This window comes from Acinetobacter sp. YH12116, assembly GCF_013418895.1.
In the GTDB taxonomy this organism is placed as follows: Bacteria; Pseudomonadota; Gammaproteobacteria; order Pseudomonadales; family Moraxellaceae; genus Acinetobacter; species Acinetobacter indicus.
Map to the genome: position 1 here is coordinate 26,631 of NZ_VPBE01000001.1, position 17,942 is coordinate 44,572.

Consider the following 17,942-nt stretch of genomic DNA (forward strand, 5'->3'; position numbering starts at 1 on the left):
GGCCTTTTTATTTCTCTGGATTTCCTGTGTTTGGTATCACTGACGTAATGACGTTCATTATTGGAACCATTTTAATTGTGATCCTGCCCGGCCCCAACTCTTTATATGTGATGTCAATTGCCTCACGCTTTGGCATTAAAGCCGGCTATCTGGGCGCTTTAGGCGTTTATACCGGTGACCTGATTTTAATCCTGTGTACCGCCTTTGGCGCAGCCTCCGTGCTACACAGTTTTCCATGGCTGTTTATAGCGCTGAAAATGATTGGTGCGCTGTATTTAAGTTATTTGGGCATACGTCTGATGATTGCCGCCTATCGCACCTGGCAGCCCCAGAAAAACCGCTCGGCTCAAACCAAGAATAGCAGCAGTACACCAGAACAGGTTCATCCTTTTCGCACTGCATTAACCATTAGTATTTTAAACCCGAAAGCGATTCTGTTTTATCTGTCTTTTTTTGTGCAATTTGTTGATCCGGCCTATCCTTATCCGGCGCTGACCTTTACCCTGCTGGCCATTATTCTGCAAATCATCAGCATGAGTTATCTGTCAATTCTGATTTTTTCCGGAATGAAACTGGCAACCTATTTCAACCGGAATTACCGCCTTACCGCGACCGGTGTGGCCGCAGTTGGCCTGCTGTTTTGTGGTTTTGGCTTAAAACTGGCCAGCTCGACCCTATAAAAATCAAGCAAAATTTTTAACTTCTGATAAAGATTTGAGCTTTTAGATGGCCATTGAAAGGCGTATGATTTATCGGCTTTCTCTCCCATTTTTATTGTGCAACGGATTATGCAAAAGCTTATACATGATTTTTCTATTCCGGCTGTTTTTGCTGGATTTATCACTTTTTTAATTGGTATTAGTGTTTCTGCCGTACTGGTGATTCAGGCGGCGCAAACTTTAGGGGCCACAGCCGAACAGATTACCTCCTGGTTCTGGGCTTTGGGTCTGGGCATTGGCCTGTCGGGCTTGCTGCTCTCATGGAAATTCAAATATCCAGTGTCGACGTCCTGGTCAACCGCCGGGCTGGCCCTGATTATTGCCACGGGCAGTGGTTATAGTCTGAATCAGGCTATTGGGGCTTTTCTGGTGTGTGGCGTGCTGACTGCACTGTTGGGCTTTTTCGGTATTTTTGAACGTCTGTTTCGTTATATTCCACAAAGCCTGACCAGCGCCATGCTGGCCGGCGTGCTGCTGAAATTTGGTATTGCCTTGTTCGCCAGTATTCAACATGAATGGGCATTTATCCTGTCTTTACTAGCAGCCTATGTACTGTCAAAACGCTTCTGGCCACGCTATAGCATTGTGCTGACCGTAATTGCCGCGATGCTGCTGTGCCCGCTGGTACTGGATTTCCATTTTCCTGTGGTGAGCTGGTCATTGGCGCAACCGGTGTGGATCAGTCCGGAATTTAGCCTGCCCGCTATTTTAGGTCTGGCTTTACCTTTGCTGGTGATTAATCTGGCCTCGCAATATTTACCCGGCATCGCCATTATTAAAAGCTATGGCTATCAGCCGCATGTTAATCAGTTGCTCGGCTGGACCGGTACCGCGCAGGCCGTGTTATCGCCTTTTGGCTGTTATAGCGTGAATATTGCAGCGATTAGTGCCGCCGTTAGTCTGGATCATCAGGTGCATCCGGACCCATCAAAACGCTATATTGCCGGCATGAGCTGTGGCCTGTTTTATATCCTGATGGGCTTGTTTGCCGCCACCTTAACCAGCCTGCTGATGTCTTTTCCGGCAGTGCTGATTACTGCATTGGCCGGTATCGCCCTGTTTGGCACCATTGGCCATAACGCCTTTATTGCCTTTAAAGAGGCCGATGACCGGGAAGCCGCATTAATGACCTTTTTACTAAGCGCTTCAGGCATCCAGTTCTGGGGCATTGGCTCGGCCTTCTGGGGACTGGTTTGCGGTGTGGTGGTGTTACTGGTGATGAAATTTCCCTGGAAAGCCAAATCCTAAAGACTAACATGATGACCAGCAGATTTTAGGGCGCGGATCTATCTGTCTGATCCGCTTTACTATAATCGGCCAGAAATGACAGGGTCTGCTCAAAAGTCTGCTGGCTTTCGGGCAGATGCATTAAGAACTGATATTCATGAATCAGCCAGCGTTTAGAGTCGGGATAAAATACTGCTTTTACTGGCACCTGCTGCTGCTTTAACACCTCTAACAGCGGTAAAGATTGAGTATCAGTCAGAAAATCCTTATTGCCGCCACTTAAAAATACCGGTGGAAACGCGGGAGTAATATGCTGAATCGGTGAAATCTGCTGTAGAAATTCCGCATCCTGTTTGCGGTCGCCGGTATAGGCCTGCACCATGTTATAAATGCCCCACTCGACAATTTTGATTTCATCCGGCGCGGTTTTAATAAAATACGGTAAATCATAAATCCCGCAGTGCAAAATCACCCCTTTCAGCTGTGTTAAGGCCAGAACCGGCACAAATTCCGAATGCGCGGCAAATTCCGGATTACTCAACAAGGCTGCATAATGGCTGGCCAGATTGGCACCGGCAGAATCTCCAGCCAGAAATAGTTGCTCGGCATCAACACCAAACAGCGCGCCATGTTCCTGAATATAGGCCAGTGCCTGATTAATCTGGTGTAACTGGGTGGGATAAGTCGCCGCTGGCGCCAGTTGATATTGCAGTGAAAACACCGGATAACCGGCATCTGCCAGCCGTTTAAAATAACCGCGCGCATGGGCTTTGGAACCGGAAATCCAGCCACCGCCATGAATCCAGACCACGGCCGGGCGTAATCCGGTATCATCAGGTGTCTGTGCTGGCAAATAGACATCCAGGCTTAAATCCGGATCTTGCTGATACTGGATATTTTCCAGCACCCGCACCTGCTGCGGTGCATCCCGATCCATCAGTTTCTGTTGCAATTGGGTGGTCAGATTAAATGCGCCGGCAATAATACGGCTATTACCGGCTGTGCTTTGGCAGCCACTCAGCACCAGCAGCAAGCTCATGCACAGACTTAACATCAGATACTTCATTTCACCCATCTTCCTGTTTATACAGCTGTTTTATTTTTCTTCACTATAAAGCAGCCGCCGCGCAGATGGAACCCGGTTTTTCACGACAATGCGATCTGACAATGTAGAGTATTCCAGTCAGAATTATTTGTTAAATCAAAGACCTACTTAAGTGGTATTGTGATTGAAAATCTGTATCTTTTTTGCAGACAGAACACCGGAATAAATTGAATGCCCCCCGGTGATGTGCTATCTATAGAGTATAGCTAAACATTAAGTTCATTATATCAATAAGGAGTTTCTCCATGGCGTATCAGCATATTCTCGTTCCGGTCGATGGTTCTCAAATTTCCTATTCTGCGGTGCAACATGCAGCTGAAATTGCCCGTGCCTTTAACAGTCAGCTGAGTCTGGTGAGTCTGGTGGCGGAAGACCCGTTCACTGATGCCGATTTCTATTATTCATCTGCCATCATGAAAGAATACTTTGTGCAGGCACACGGTAATGCACAAAAAGCCCTGAAAGAAGGCCAGCAAATTGCCGAAGCTGCAGGCGTTACTGTAAGTACTAAAATTGTGGAAGGTGAAGTATCGGCCAAGCATGTGGTTGAAGCTGCACAAGAAATGGGCGTTGACCTGATTGTGATGGGTTCACACGGTCGTAAAGGCTTCCAGAAATTCCTGCTCGGCAGTTTTGCTCAGGATGTACTGCGCAGTTCTGAATTGCCGGTGCTGGTCATTAAGGCCTAATTGCCCTACTACAGTTCAGAATCCTGAATGCTTTTGATGTACTTTCATTCACTGTCAGTTTCAATAAAGCCCACGATATTCATATGTAAAAATAAGGAAAACTGTCATGACCAGCTATAAACATATTCTTGTTCCAGTGGATGAATCCCCGATTTCTTATGCTGCTGTAGAACAGGCTTTAAGTCTGGCCAAAGATTTAGGCTGCCAGGTCACGGTAATGAGCGTGATTGCGGTTGACCCATTTGTCGGCGTCGATTTTTATAAAGTTGCTCCGGCCATTACCGACTATTTCATGCAGGCCGAAAAAAATGCCAAACTGCGCTTGCAGGAAATTCTTGATTCTTTCCAGCGTGAAGGCGTGCAGGTCGATCAGAAACTGGCGCACGGCGTTTCACCCTCAGATGGCATTATGCAGATTGCCGATGAAGTCGGTGCCGATCTGATTATTATGGGCTCACATGGCCGGACCGGTTTCAAAAAGATGATGCTGGGTAGCGTAGCGCAAAACGTGCTGACCCAATCGCCTATTCCGGTGCTAATTGTGAAAGTCTAAAGTAAATCTAAAGCTGCCATAAAAAAACTCCTCAACGTGAGGAGTTTTTTTTAAATCTGCTGAACAGCGGTCAGGGTTTGGAAATTTCCTGATGCAATGCCTGTAAAAACAGTTCTGCTTCAATTTTATTCGGAAAGATGCGCTGATACAGCCCCTTGTCCTGCATCGAGTGTGGTGTATATTCAATAGACACCATAAAACGCTCTTCATTCAATATTCTGTTCACTCTTAACGCAATAATATGTCGTGAATTCAAGTAAAAACCATCTTCAATTTTAACCAGCATCACTCAACCTCTTGTTCACGCCAGAACCCGGCTTTTTCACCTGAACCTTTCCAGGCTAAAAATAAAAAAGCCCATCACAATGATGAGCTTTTTTATTTAAATTATCTAAACACGTTTCAGCCTTAATTTAGCATACTCCCCGCGAATATGCGGGAAAGTTCACATAAAGTTACAGCTAAATACCGAGAAAATAAAATAAATCTTCATTATTCTATTTTTTCGAGCGAAAGCTGCACCGGTTTAGACATTCAGCATACTGTTTAAAGTTTCAACCACGTTTTTCGATTTCACCAAGGGCTTCAAGGTTTCCAGGGCCACCTGTACCTGACTGCGCTGTGGTTCATCCAGCGTATACCAGCGTGACAGCACCTGCAGCAAACGTGAACCTAAAATCGGGTTCTTTTCATCGAGGTATTTGGCCAGATGGATATAATGCTGCACCCCAAAACTCCAGGTATTTACCGGATTCATATTCAGACCACCACTGACCGAACGAATGCGGTTTGGCGTACCCAGATCATAGTCCGGATGCTGGGTTAAGGTATGAATGGTTTCAGCCGTTGCATTTGGATGGGAGGCCTGTACAGTAAACCACTGGTCTAAAGACAGCGCTTCATCTTTAAAGCGGTCATAGAAATCCTGCAGGCAGGATTCGGCTTGCGGTGCATCATTCCAGACCAGTACACGTAGCGCGCCTAAACGTTCTGACATATTGCCAGTATTCTGATACTGCTGATGCGCCAGATCAAAGGCTTCGGTATCGCCCTGACGTGCCATCAGACTGAGCATAATATTCTTCAGCGCACGCACGCCCATGGCCTGTGAAAACTCTTTTTGCAGGTCCGGGTCCAGACTTAAGTAAGTTTCCTTACAGAAAGCACCCAATTCACGCGCCAGCGTATTTAACAAGGCTTCACGTTTTTCCTGAATGTCCACCGGACTATAGTGCTGATCAATCCGGCTGCCCAAATAACCTTCACTTGGTACATCAAAAATTCGTGAGGCCAGTAACGGGTCCTGATTGACCAGTGCCGGCACCGTGTTTTTCATGGCCTGAAGATAACTTTCTACCGCATGACCATTTAGCAAAATGCGCTCCAGCAAGGTCTGCGTCGCCTGCCACTGGTTAAAGCCGTTGGTTTCATACTGCATCAGGAAGGCCAACTCGGCATCACTGGCATCAAATTCCAGATTTACCGGCGCCGAGAAATTACGTAACAGCGACACCACCGGTTTGGCATTAATGCCGCTAAATTCGATGGTTGCCTCATCCTGATCAAACAGATACACGCCATCTTTTACGCCATTTTCAAACAGGGCCTCAGATTGCAGCGCATATTGCTCGCCGGTTTCAGCATTAAACAGCGCCAAAGCCACCGGAATTGGCACGGCTTTCAGGTCTGGATATTTCGGATGCGCTTTCAGGCTCTGTTTAAAGCTTAAACGATAGGTTTGAGTCGAAGCATCATACTCGCCATGTGCCTGCAGTTTTGGAGTACCCGGCTGGTTATACCAAGTTAAAAATGCCGATAAATCAACGCCTGAACCGGCAGTCAGTGCCGCAACCCAGTCTTCGACCGTCACCGCCTGACCATCATGACGGCGGAAATACTCATCGGTACCCGCGCGGAATTTTTCCTTGCCGAGCAAGGTCGACATCATGCGGTTAATTTCCGCCCCTTTTTCATACACCGTGGCGGTATAAAAGTTATTAATTTCAACAAAATGATCTGGACGTGGCGGATGCGACAATGGGCCAGAATCTTCCGGGAACTGATGCGCTTTTAATACAGCGACATCATCAATCCGTTGTACTGCGGCCGATTGTAAATCTTCTGAAAACGACTGGTCACGGAAAACGGTCAAGCCTTCTTTTAGACACAGCTGGAACCAGTCACGACAGGTAATCCGGTTACCGGTCCAGTTATGGAAATATTCGTGTGCGATGACCGACTGAACCCGCATAATTGCCGCATCGGTGGTGTATTCTTCATCGGCCAGCACGCAAGAGGTGTTAAAGATGTTCAGGCCCTTGTTTTCCATCGCGCCCATATTGAATTGGCTAACCGCCACAATCATATAGTTGTCGAGGTCATACGGCAGACCATAATGTTCTTCATCCCAGCGCATGGAATGTTTTAACGCTTCCATGGCGATGTGACATTTAGGAATATCTTTTTCTACCGCATAAATTTCCAGTGCCACATTACGGCCTTCAGAAGTCACATAGCTGTCTTTCAACACCGCTAAATCGCCGACCACACAGGCAAACAGATAACTTGGCTTTTTGGTCGGATCCTGCCAGATCGCATAATGACGCTGGGCATCGACCTCGCCTTTTTCAATCAGGTTACCATTGGCCAGCAGCACCGGATATTTTTTATCGGCTTCCACCCGGGTAGTAAATACCGACAGCACATCCGGACGGTCCGGATAGAAGGTAATTTTACGGAAACCTTCCGGCTCATTCTGGGTCACAAACAGATCACCAGCCTGATACAGACCTTCCAGCATGGTGTTGCTTTCCGGATGAATCACCACCTGGGTTTCAATACGTGCACGATCTGGCGCATTCTGAATTACCAGCTGTTCAGCATCAAGCTGATAGTCATTTTCGGTCAGTTGCTGACTGTTCAGATGAATAGATTTCAGCTCAAGGTCACGGCCCAGCAGCACCAGATCACCTTCGGTCTGGCGCTGCATCTCCAAAATAGCATTGACGATGGTGTGGTCTGCATACACCTGAATATCCAGATTAATTGAATCCACCAGAAATGCAGGTTTTTGATAATCTTTTAAATAAATAGTTTGGTCTGCTTCAACCACTGGATTTGCTGCGATATTCATATCATGTCCTAATTGTTTATACGCCGGGGCATTATGCGGATGATGTCTTGATCATACGCCAACTTTTTCAGTCTGTCTGCTGAATGCGCTTCTGTTCTAATATGGGCATCCGGCCACAACTTTTCAATTCATCATTCAACTAAATCTGTTTAAAAATACAGAGATGCTGAATTATACAGCGAATCCAACAGCTTAATCTGCCCGCTAAAATCTTCTCGCGCTGGTGTTGCGCCATGCTGGTGCTGTTCTGCCCATCTGACCTGAAATTCTGCGCTATTGAGATACAAGTTCCTACATAAAGCTGCCACTTGACTACATTCTGTAATCAAAGACCTGTGATCTGTGCAGCTAAAAATATACTGCGAGATAAAACCGGATAATTTCCCAAGTCTAAATAGAGGCTTATTTAGACTTCGTCAAGATAAACCCGGTGACAATTCGCCAGCATTTGCGAAGGGAGATTTATTCAAATTTAGCTTTTCAATTTCGCTTCTAGAGTCAAACAGTTATCGGCTAAATGACGCTTTCAGTTGGATGGATCGCCATTTCAGCGTAGGTCATTACATTATTTTCAAATCGGCTACATTTTGTGCACGCTTCTTACTTGTATTTAAAGGCGCCGAGCGCATGATAACAATGATGAAAAAACGAGAAGAGGTGTGAGATGTATTTAAAAGAGCATATCGTCCGTGTAGAAAATATTAAAACCCTGCAAACCCTCGATCAGGCCAACATCGACCATAAAGTGATTGCCCTCTTTATGAGCTGTGAAGGCATTCCCATGCAGACCAATGAAGTTACCTCTATTTTGAATACCTATGATGCCCTGGGCAGCAAGAAAATCCCAAGCAAAAAAGTACAGGCGCTAATTCAGGCCAAGCAACTTGGTGAGGAGGATGATTCGCTACCGTGTCCGGTATAATCTTCTCTCCTCTAACTTCCATTTAAAATACGGCTTCCTGCCGTATTTTTTATGAAAAAGAGCTGTTCAAGTCAGGGCGTTTAAATTCAGCATAGTGTCCAAGTTTTCTGCTTTATGTTTTTTTGAGCAAACCAATGCGGCCCAGCCATGTATAATCCAGACATCCTATTTCTAAAATGATGACTGCACCTGAATATGCTCCAGATTCTGCAAAAACAGTTAGATGAAAGCACCTCGTGTCCGCTGTGCCGCGCTGCCATGTATTGGGTGGAAGCCGAACAGTACGATCAGGAGCTGAGCTATCACGAGTGCAGTTACTGCGAACATAAAGTGTATCCGGGCAATTTGCACAGTTGTCATTGCCCGGCCTGTGAAAAAAAACGCAAACAGCTGATTAAAGAAGCGCTGGTACAGGAAAACCGCAAGCTCAAAAATAAAGGCAAAGATAAAGACATGATTGAGCACAAGCTGAATCAGTTAAGCTTTATCCAGAAACTGTTTTTATTGTCGATGCTGGACGATCAGGTACATGAATATACCCAGCATGATGAATATATTTACTGGGAGCGAATTAAATTCCAGCCTTTTTCACCCAACTATTTATATCAGAAACAGCTGATCAAACAGCTGCTTGACCAGCAGATTCTGGTGGCCAAGGAATTTGCCGATGAAGCCGGCCAGTATTATGTGAATGTGCGGCTGGATGGTTATTCAGAGCCGAGCCTGTTCAGTATTACCCATCAGCTTCGACAATGGTTTTACCAGAATTTGAGTCAGGGCGTGCCCTTTCACAGTTCAGATGAAGTCAAAGATGCCATCTATGAACTGATGTATGAAAAAGTGGTGCAGTTCATGCAGTTTTATTGCCGCATCTGGCAGGTGCAAATTTCTGGCAATAACAGTTTTAAAAGCCTGTGTTTTCGCCTGCTGGACAGCCTGGCAGCGGGTCAGATTTTTTATCTGGTACAAACCGCGCTGGATTATCTGCATGGCCAGAAATTATTACAGCCGCGCAATGAAAAATTCATTAATACCAATCTGCTGAAAAAAACCGTAGAACAGTACCGTGAACGTGGCCTGCAAGAAAAATGGATGACCACCACGCTGCCACATCCACCGCAACTGCCCATGAGCAAAATGGTGGAAATTCTATTTTTCCGTTTTCTCAATTATGATGAAATGATCTTTGTACAACCGATCTGGAAAATCTGGGAAAAGATTGAACCGCGCTTAAAATTTTATGCCTTAAAACGCTGTATGCACTGCGGCTCGGATGAACTGGATGTCGATTATGATGCCCAGCATTATGTGTCCTTGTTCTGCCGTCGCTGTAAACAGCAAGACCACTACTTTACCCAATAAAGGGGTAACTGATGAATTATCCAGAACAGCTTTCCACTCTTGACAGCAGCCTGCCCGATGAAACCGCGGCAATGATTGAAAAAATTATTGAAGCCTGGAGCCTGCTCAAAACCCGGCAACCACTGGTGCAATGTATCACCAACAGTGTTGCGACCAATTATACCGCCAATATTCTGCTGGCTGCCGGTGCATCGCCGGCCATGATTGATAATCCTTTTGAAGCGGAAAGCTTTAGCAGTATTTGCAGCGCCTTAAGTATTAATTTGGGCACACCGACCAGCGAACAGATGCAGGCCATGCAGATTTCGGCAGAAACGGCCCAGCATCTAGCCAAACCGTGGGTGCTGGACCCGGTCGGTTATGGGCCCGTCTTAAAATGGCGCTCAGATATGGTTGATGCGCTATTGGCCTTTCAACCGAGTGTGATTCGCGGCAATGCGTCGGAAATTGGCGGCTTGGCCGGCGCACAGGTAGAATCCAAAGGTGTTGATTCGACCCTGGACAGCACCGCGGTATATGCACAGGCCAAAAGCCTCTTGGCGCATGCCGAATGTATTGCCATTTCCGGTGAATCCGATTTTATTCTGTCCAGACAGCTGGAACAGGTGGTGCAGGTGAATGGTGGCTCGGAATTACAGCCCAAAGTCACCGCAACCGGCTGTGCCCTAGGCGCTTTAATTGCGGCGTATGCCGCGGTCAGTCCGGTGACCATTGCCACCATTGCCGCGCATGTCCATTTTGCCATTGCCGGAAAACTGGCCCACGCGCAAAGTTCACAGGTTGGCAGTTTTAATGTGGCGTTTATAGATGCAATTTTCAGTCTGGATGCGGACACCATCCGTGAACATGCCGATTTAAAATTTCTGGCGCCTTAAGACACCTTCCGGTCCAAAGCAAAGTTGAGTGCCGTTTCGGTCAGGGTTTTACTGTCTAAACGGCAAATACACATCAGGCCGATGCCATCAAAATAGTCCGGTGCGTGTTGCAGAAAAAAATCGCAATGCAGATTGGCATGCACTCTTAACTGTTGCAGCTCCTCTTCACTGCGCAGCGGCACACAGGTCTGATGCACATAAATATCTTCATCACGCTTCTGGATGTCGTGTTGCCGGCTGGCCATCACCTGCAACACGCTTAAATAATCCTCCGGCATCCGGATATCACTGCGTGGATAAAAGCCCCGAACACGTGATACAAAATGTGCATAAAGCTTCGGCTGGTTGATGGTGGCAATAAACCACATGGGCGTTAAAGGATATTTAAAGCGCTGGTTCAGCATGGCTTTGAGCGCACTGTTGATGATTTTATGGTTGTATTGATGGCGATAGCTTTTTAAAAAACTGGCGCGTGAGTTGACCACCAGAATTGGCTGATGTAACAGGGTTAAGGCCAACAGTGGAATAATGGTCTGCCCGACCAGTTTGCCACGATGATGATATTGAATAATAGTGACCGAAATTGCCTGCGGGTCATACAGATATTTCTTTAGCTCCTTTTCACAGGTTAACGTAAACACCTGCTGATCAAACTCGGCAATTTTTTCAAAAAAATAATCTTGTTGTGGTGTGGATAAGGCTTTGAAGTCAAACACCGTCTCAGTGATATCCATAATCCTTCACCCTATGATTGTTTTAATTTTTCAGACCCATTTTAGTGTCACAACCCGGAATCAGCTATCACTATTTTCCGGGATTTGTCCATTTTGTGATAAATCATTGTAATTATATGAAATAATTCATATTAATTAAAATAATTGTGAGTAAATTTAATCTAATGATTTTACAACGCTTATCTGGGCTTTCTCGCTAAAAAACCTGATAATTCAGCAAATTAATGAGATCTGGTTAACATTTTAATTCGACCAAAGGTTATCTGCCTGCCATCTACACAACGGTGAAATAACCGCCGTTATATTACATGAATTTTCAACTAAAAATCAAAATGAATCATAAAAAAACCAGTGAAAAATCACTGGTTTTTGTGAAACAAAAAATGTGTGAAGAATTAAAACAACTGGAAAGCTTTAGATGCCCAGCCGCGTGCAGCCGATGAACTGACCGCAGGCAAAGGTTGTCCTCCATAAACTACGCTGCCCTGCCGATCCTGATAACTCATCCAGCCAATGGTGTCAGCAAAGCCAACTGGGGCTTGGCTATAGTCACACACGCCTTGCGGGAAAACCCGATGCAATCGCTGGAGCTGTTCATTGCTAAAGCGGACCGTATTGCCATAATCCGACACATTTAAAGGTTTCAGCTGACACTTGTTGGCATAGGTGGTCAGGCTGTCCCCGGCCACCATACGCGGTGTGCCATATACCGGTAATCTGAGCGTGCTGCACAGATTCTCGCGGTTAATGATGCCGGCAGTAATACAGGCATCTTTTACATCTGCCGGTTTGTTTTGGGTCAGTTTGGTGGCAATAGGCAAATCACTTAAGTCTTTTTCGACATTGCTTAACCAGCGGTCCATATCATTAAAGCTGATTTCCAGACATTTGGCATCGGCAATCATGACCAGATCACCGCCATAAATCACATGGTTATTATAATTGCCATGCGCTTTTTCCAGTCGTGCCCGAATGGCAAAGGCACGATAGGAATCATGGAACAGCGCCGGGTCCGGACCTCGACAGTCAATAATCGCCACTTTATTCAGGTTGTTTCCGACATTAATTAAGCCACTGCGATAGGCATTATTCAGCGCCGTATAATTGGCTTCTAGACGTTCAGGCACCGCCTGAATATCAATATCCACGCCACCTATTTTTTCGTTTAACTGTACAAACTGTTCTGGGGTAATGATGTTTTTCATCAAGCTGTCCAGCCCATATTGTACCCCGACATTATCCATCGGCAGGCCAGCAAAACCGCGACCAATGCGTTTCTCAGTTTCGGTCCACAGCTCCGTTGGGCGTGGGGCTAGCAAATTAATTGCCGCATCCTGAATCGAACAGCGAATGCCTTGAGGATTATTGGTGGCATGATATAACTGCGCCGATGAAATTCCCTTGCAGATGGTATTTGGCCGCGCCACATCAAACTGGGCCAGCTCACTGACATAGCCATTAATTTCAGAAATATGTCCCTGAACATGCGCAATCTGATGCGGCAAGAAGCTTAAACGGCCTTCTGGAGTCTGGAAATAATTAATCATCAGGTGATAATCGGCGAACTGTGAAGCGGTACTCCAGGCATCAGGGAATGAGCAAGTGGGTAAAATCCCCTGATAAATTCCCGGATAGGCATTGGCCACCCATTGTGCTGCCAGCGCACCACCTGAACAGCCCTGCCCGATGGTATAGCGCAAGGTGCCATACTGCTCAATAAAACGCTCTTTGGCCATAATCAGCGATTCTGCCTGAATCGCCAGATTACAGTTATGACCGCTATGAGACAGTGCAGTCGACATCACCCCAAAGCCGCGGCCTAAAGCCAAAATGGTGACATCAGGCAAAATGGAACTTGAAGTGGCAATGACCGTTGGCGCAGAGGCAGACTGGTAATCATTACCACAGCTTTGGCCATGCGTGACCACCAGTTTATGGTTAAATTGCGCTTGTGGCTTTAAGGCGGTCCACGGCTGGTTCGGATCATACAACACCGCAAAACGGTATTCATCGCGGTTCTGATAGCCCACTTCCTCACGCACAATAAATGGCACCGTTAGTCCTTCATCGGTAGTGGTGGTGGCAATATTCTGACTGGCCGGCGGTTGTGCCGGGTCATAACTTTTAATGAGTCCCAAACGATCTTTATAGTAATAGTTATATTGCACAGCCTTTTGACAGAACTGATCGGTCGATGCATTGGTACAGGTCCAGGGCTTTAACTGCGGGCCAGACAGTAATGGTCCACTCGAAGGATGATTGATCAGGCTTAAATTCTGATAATAACGCCCTGCTTCAACCTTGAGTTGATTATCGCCCAGTTTAAGTCCTTCAACTAAGGCTTGGCGCTGCTCATTGGCAAATGCATCACTAATATTTTGTCCATTCAGGGACACTTTCAATGCCGTAGTTTGAATATCATCGGGCAGATCCAGTTTCAGCAATACATCCGAGTCTGTGATTAAATCTGGTCGGGTGGATAACACCTCCACCATTTCCCGTTCTACTTTTGAAGATGTTCCTGAACCGGAAGAATCTCCACCTCCGCCACCACAGCCATACAATATGACACTACACACCGCAATATTGAGGCTATTGAATACCAGTTTTCCTTTCATACGCTCATCCATAAATTATTATTTTTCTGAAGTTTTTATCTGTATAACTTCATTCATGAGCATAAAGATAATTTGACAACAACTATTGTCATTATTGTTATTTATTGTTTTATGGGCTGTTTTAAAAAATCACCAAAATCAGGGATAAGAACCAAATTCTGCTTATGAATATCTGATTTAATTTCAAGCTATTTTGCATGACTAAAAAGATGAATAGTTATATAACTTTTACTTTAATTAACTTGGTAAATGATTAAATTCTTTTATTCTTGTGTAATATTTTCCGTTTTATTGGAAAACTTTTGTAACCATTTAACGATGAAATGAGAAATTTAAAACATCCAAATTTCAGATAAAAAATGCTTAATTTTGAGCAATAAAACTTTCTCCTCCCCCACTTTTGACTATGACCTTCCATTTATAACCAGCAGATCAGAAAAACTTTCGTAGGTTGAAGTAAAAGAGTGTGCTTTAATACGCTCAGTATGAGATGAGCCTCTTACAGTATGTGCCTCAGATGTGCATACGACTAGCCCCTAACCATGGGGCTTTTTAATGTCTATATGATTTTGAAGTCGTATTAAAATTTAACCGAAAAATGCAATGATACTCTGAATCACCACAGCATTCACAATATCAATAAAAAATGCACCACACAGCGGTACGATTAAAAAGGCTTTATGTGATGGACCATAGCTATTGGTGACCGCCTGAATATTGGCAATCGCAGTCGGGGTTGCTCCCATACCAAAACCACAATGCCCTGCTACCAATACGGCTGCATCGTAATTTTTTCCCATGATTCTAAAGGTCACAATTGCGGTAAATAAAATCAGTACCGCTGTCTGCGCAAACAAAATGGTAATGAGCGGGCCTGCCAAATCGGCCAGCAACCAGAGTTGCAGTGACAGTAAAGCCATAGATAAATACAGGGACAATGACGCGTTGCCAAATACATCAATGGCACGGTCGAAAATATCGACTTTCAGTACATGCTCCAGAAAGTTACGTACAATTACTCCTGTACCTAAAGCCCAGACAAAGGTCGGCAGTTCAAACCATCTTCCCTGACTGATCTCTGTCATTTCATTCGCAACAAAAATACATAGCGCAAACATCCCCAAAGTCGACACTGCATTACTGGCTGTAATCAACCGGGTTTTCTTTGGATATTCGAAGGGTGCGGTGTTGATGCTAGTATCGAGTTGTTGTTCATTGGTCTCTTGCGCTACTGTCTCTGCCAACTGATTTCGTTTAATCAAAAATTTGGCAACCGGACCACCCACAAGCCCACCAATAATCAAACCAAAAGTAGCACTTGCCATTCCGAGGACAATTGCCCCCTGTATTCCATATTGAGTTTCAAGCACTTCACCCCAAGCACCGGCAGTACCATGTCCACCCGTTAAGGTAACAGAACCGACAATCAGACCAATCAATGGATCAAGCCCAAGTGCTGTGGCTAAACTCATGCCAACCGCATTTTGTACAACTACAAATAGAATGACACAGACCAGAAAGATCAGCAGTGATTTCCCACCTTCTTTGAGCTTGGTAAAGTCTGCACTTAAACCAACAGAGGTAAAGAACATCAGCATCAGAATGGTTTGAGTTTCTGAGTCAAATGTGGCACTGATATTAAAAAATTTATAGAGAATAAAAGCTGTAATCGCTGCGATTAGACCGCCGATTACAGGTTCAGGTAAGTTATAGTTTCTAAAGAAGCCAATTTTACTAACAAGATACCGCCCAATAAAAAGAAAAAATACTGCAATCACCAAGGTGCCAAAGGCATCGATTTCATAATTCATAACATTCCCTATTAGCTTTATTTTCATACAGTTTTAGGAAAACAGTATGAAAAATCAATTTTAGAAATGTTATGCAAGTTATTGTTTCTAGTAATTGTTTAATTTATGTCCTAAATAGATTCAATTAATACGATGGAATATCATAAACCCAATTGTGTGCTTGCTGGTCTGTCGTACTTTCACAAACATAATAATCATGATCCCAAGCATCTTGATGGAAGATTTCCTTTTTATGGTAATTCACCTGTTTACCATTTTCGACGCAGACAAAGCTGTCGCCTTGGTCTTTGACTTGTGTTCCATTAAGGAAACCACCAATACAGAGGAATCGGGATTGTTTGGGCATGTACTTAGTCAACTATTTAAATCACTACAACTTGCGTGATTAAACGATGTATTGTTACAACTGTAAAGCTTAGCCAATGGCATACTCATGATTTGGCTTTAAAAATCATATATGAAAACAAATCCTATTAAAAATTTTAATTTTTAATGAAATAATTTTCAATTTGAAAGATTAAATTATCCACGAAATCGATATTATGTAGAGCCAGATTATCGTAGACTCCATCTTTGACAGCTTTTTTTGAAATCGCTTTTTTTAGGTTCGTAATATCATCTGCAATAATACTCTTCCCACTACTTTTTAAAGCATTTTCTATTGAATTACTCCATTTAGATTTATCTTTAGAAAATTTTGTTTTTGATAACTCAACTGAAAATTGATCAAAAATAATGTCCTCATAGAACTCTATTTTAAATAAATTTTCAATTTCAGATTCATTTTTTCCTGCGACAACTATATGCATATATGATTTTTGATCAAGTTCTTTCGCATTTAATAATTTTAATATACTTTCTTTAGCAGAACTATCATTATCAACTAGCACATAGCAAGAACATAACTGATCTTGATACCACCTTAAATTATAAGGTAATTTTGAGGCGCTATTTGTAGAGACAATATTAAAATCACCATCTTTAATAAGTTTTGCGATTTTTAAACTTCGTTCCTGAAATAATTTAGTTAGTATAATTTGATCCGTTTCTCCTTCCACCAATAATACTTTACTAGCATGAATCAGATTATCAGAAGTTCTAATTCCTAAGCATATTCTTATATCGTTTATTTTTTTAACAGCTTTAACTTTATTATTCGAAACTAATAAATTATTTGCTAAAGTCTCTCTATCAACAAAAATTGGGTTATGGGTCGAAACTACAACTTGACTATCTTCAGCTAATTTTTGAATAGCTTGTTTCAATTCATGCATTGCAGAAGGATGTAAATGTGATTCAGGCTCTTCAATCGCAATAATTGATGCACCATTAATAATTTTGTTTCGATCCTTTAATAGTCCAATTGCTGTTAGGCTTTTTACACCATCACCTTTGAATTTAATATCTGTTAAATCCCCATCATCAATTTCAATTAGATAATCTTTTCTTAAATTAGCTTTACGATTATTTCCTAAAATACTTAATTCTACATTATTGATATTTGGCAAAAATTTATGCAAAGATTCTTGAATAGTAGTTGCAACCTTATCTAACACAGGTTTTTGCAACTCTTCAATAACATCTAAAGCCTCTTTAAATTTGCTTTCACTTTCTAACTTACTCAACTCCTCTTCAATCATTTCATTAATTACCCCGATTGCTTCATGTTCAGTTCTAATCGCAGGTATATATGTGAATTGAATTTTATTAGCTATATATTTTGCTATTTGATTTGATTTTTTCGATAGTGCTGCACTTCCTCTTTTAGGTACTAGTACAGTAGAAATATTATTTTCATCAAAACTTATTTCGATACATAAACTTCCATTAATCTTACTACCAACTTCTTTTCTAAATTCAATCTTTTCAATTTCAGAGAGCTCAAAATCTATTTTAAAAGTTGTAACTTTTTTAATTCTCGGCTTTTCTTGAAGAGAAATAGGAAAATCTCTATCCCACTCATATGCATTCTTTAATTTAAATATTGTTCTTTTAGTGTTGGGAAGTTGATAAGCATGCAACTTTAAAGTATCCATTGCCAATCTCAGAGCCATCAATACTGTAGTTTTACCTTCATTGTTTTTCCCAACTAAAACAGAATAATTTCCAAAATGAATTTCACTTCCATCAGTAATACTTCTAAAATTTTTAATTGTAAATTTAGTTAATTTCATAAAAAAAGCCCCACCTAAGT

At 43.3% G+C, this 17,942-nt stretch carries 15 protein-coding genes; 7 read left to right on the forward strand and 8 right to left on the reverse strand.

What is annotated here, in order from left to right:
* Positions 1-26 precede the first annotated feature (26 nt).
* Both leuE and FTU54_RS00135 read left to right on the forward strand, forming a co-directional pair.
* The gene (gene leuE / locus FTU54_RS00130) at positions 27-680 is read left to right on the forward strand and encodes a leucine efflux protein LeuE (RefSeq protein WP_127798832.1); all 654 of its coding nucleotides are present in this window, start codon (positions 27-29) and stop codon (positions 678-680) included.
* Between the two features lie 108 nt (positions 681-788).
* Positions 789-1,967 carry a benzoate/H(+) symporter BenE family transporter gene (locus tag FTU54_RS00135; protein WP_075166854.1) on the forward strand — a complete coding sequence of 393 codons (1,179 nt, stop codon included), beginning with the start codon at positions 789-791 and terminating at the stop codon, positions 1,965-1,967.
* Positions 1,968-1,992: 25 nt separating this feature from the next.
* Here the strand turns inward: FTU54_RS00135 and FTU54_RS00140 are convergent, their stop codons facing one another.
* A complete protein-coding gene (locus FTU54_RS00140) occupies positions 1,993-3,012 on the reverse strand; it encodes an alpha/beta hydrolase (RefSeq protein WP_005178627.1) in 1,020 nt (339 codons plus the stop codon).
* A 284-nt stretch (positions 3,013-3,296) separates the two neighbouring features.
* On the opposite strand from FTU54_RS00140, the gene FTU54_RS00145 reads away from it, so the two are divergent.
* Together FTU54_RS00145 and FTU54_RS00150 are read left to right on the forward strand one after the other, a co-directional pair.
* A complete protein-coding gene (locus FTU54_RS00145) occupies positions 3,297-3,740 on the forward strand; it encodes a universal stress protein (protein WP_005178628.1) in 444 nt (147 codons plus the stop codon).
* 106 nt (positions 3,741-3,846) lie between these two features.
* Positions 3,847-4,293 (forward strand): universal stress protein, encoded by a 447-nt coding sequence (locus FTU54_RS00150; protein WP_005178630.1) that lies wholly within the window; start codon positions 3,847-3,849, stop codon positions 4,291-4,293.
* A gap of 70 nt (positions 4,294-4,363) precedes the next feature.
* Here the strand turns inward: FTU54_RS00150 and FTU54_RS00155 are convergent, their stop codons facing one another.
* Both FTU54_RS00155 and pepN read right to left on the reverse strand, forming a co-directional pair.
* Complete coding sequence (locus tag FTU54_RS00155; protein ID WP_005178631.1) at positions 4,364-4,579, reverse strand: hypothetical protein; 216 nt, start codon at positions 4,577-4,579, stop codon at positions 4,364-4,366.
* A gap of 240 nt (positions 4,580-4,819) precedes the next feature.
* Positions 4,820-7,426: an aminopeptidase N gene (gene pepN, locus FTU54_RS00160; protein WP_104505379.1), complete on the reverse strand. Its 2,607-nt coding sequence runs from the start codon at positions 7,424-7,426 to the stop codon at positions 4,820-4,822.
* A 664-nt stretch (positions 7,427-8,090) separates the two neighbouring features.
* Here pepN and FTU54_RS00165 point away from each other — a divergent pair.
* The 3 genes from FTU54_RS00165 (at position 8,091) to thiM (ending at position 10,585) form a co-directional block, all read left to right on the forward strand.
* On the forward strand, positions 8,091-8,348 hold the full coding sequence (locus tag FTU54_RS00165) for a hypothetical protein (RefSeq protein ID WP_005178638.1): 258 nt from the start codon (positions 8,091-8,093) through the stop codon (positions 8,346-8,348).
* A 195-nt stretch (positions 8,349-8,543) separates the two neighbouring features.
* Positions 8,544-9,710: a hypothetical protein gene (locus tag FTU54_RS00170; RefSeq protein ID WP_180074219.1), complete on the forward strand. Its 1,167-nt coding sequence runs from the start codon at positions 8,544-8,546 to the stop codon at positions 9,708-9,710.
* A gap of 11 nt (positions 9,711-9,721) precedes the next feature.
* A complete protein-coding gene (gene thiM / locus FTU54_RS00175; RefSeq protein ID WP_180074220.1) occupies positions 9,722-10,585 on the forward strand; it encodes a hydroxyethylthiazole kinase in 864 nt (287 codons plus the stop codon).
* On the opposite strand, the gene FTU54_RS00180 is transcribed toward thiM, so the two are convergent.
* The 5 genes from FTU54_RS00180 to FTU54_RS00200 all read right to left on the reverse strand — a co-directional run bounded on the left by FTU54_RS00180 (position 10,582) and on the right by FTU54_RS00200 (position 17,922).
* Entirely contained in the window at positions 10,582-11,319 is a 738-nt protein-coding gene (locus tag FTU54_RS00180) for a hypothetical protein (protein WP_180074221.1), read from the reverse strand. The genes thiM and FTU54_RS00180 overlap by 4 nt on opposite strands.
* A 395-nt stretch (positions 11,320-11,714) precedes the next feature.
* The gene (locus FTU54_RS00185) at positions 11,715-13,937 is read right to left on the reverse strand and encodes a DUF6351 family protein (protein ID WP_104489194.1); all 2,223 of its coding nucleotides are present in this window, start codon (positions 13,935-13,937) and stop codon (positions 11,715-11,717) included.
* A gap of 587 nt (positions 13,938-14,524) precedes the next feature.
* Positions 14,525-15,748 carry a sodium/glutamate symporter gene (gltS, locus tag FTU54_RS00190; RefSeq protein WP_005178651.1) on the reverse strand — a complete coding sequence of 408 codons (1,224 nt, stop codon included), beginning with the start codon at positions 15,746-15,748 and terminating at the stop codon, positions 14,525-14,527.
* Between the two features lie 124 nt (positions 15,749-15,872).
* Positions 15,873-16,094 (reverse strand): hypothetical protein, encoded by a 222-nt coding sequence (locus tag FTU54_RS00195; RefSeq protein WP_104484059.1) that lies wholly within the window; start codon positions 16,092-16,094, stop codon positions 15,873-15,875.
* 136 nt (positions 16,095-16,230) lie between these two features.
* Positions 16,231-17,922, reverse strand: coding sequence for an ATP-dependent endonuclease (locus tag FTU54_RS00200; RefSeq protein WP_180074222.1), 1,692 nt, complete (start codon positions 17,920-17,922; stop codon positions 16,231-16,233).
* Positions 17,923-17,942 lie beyond the last annotated feature (20 nt).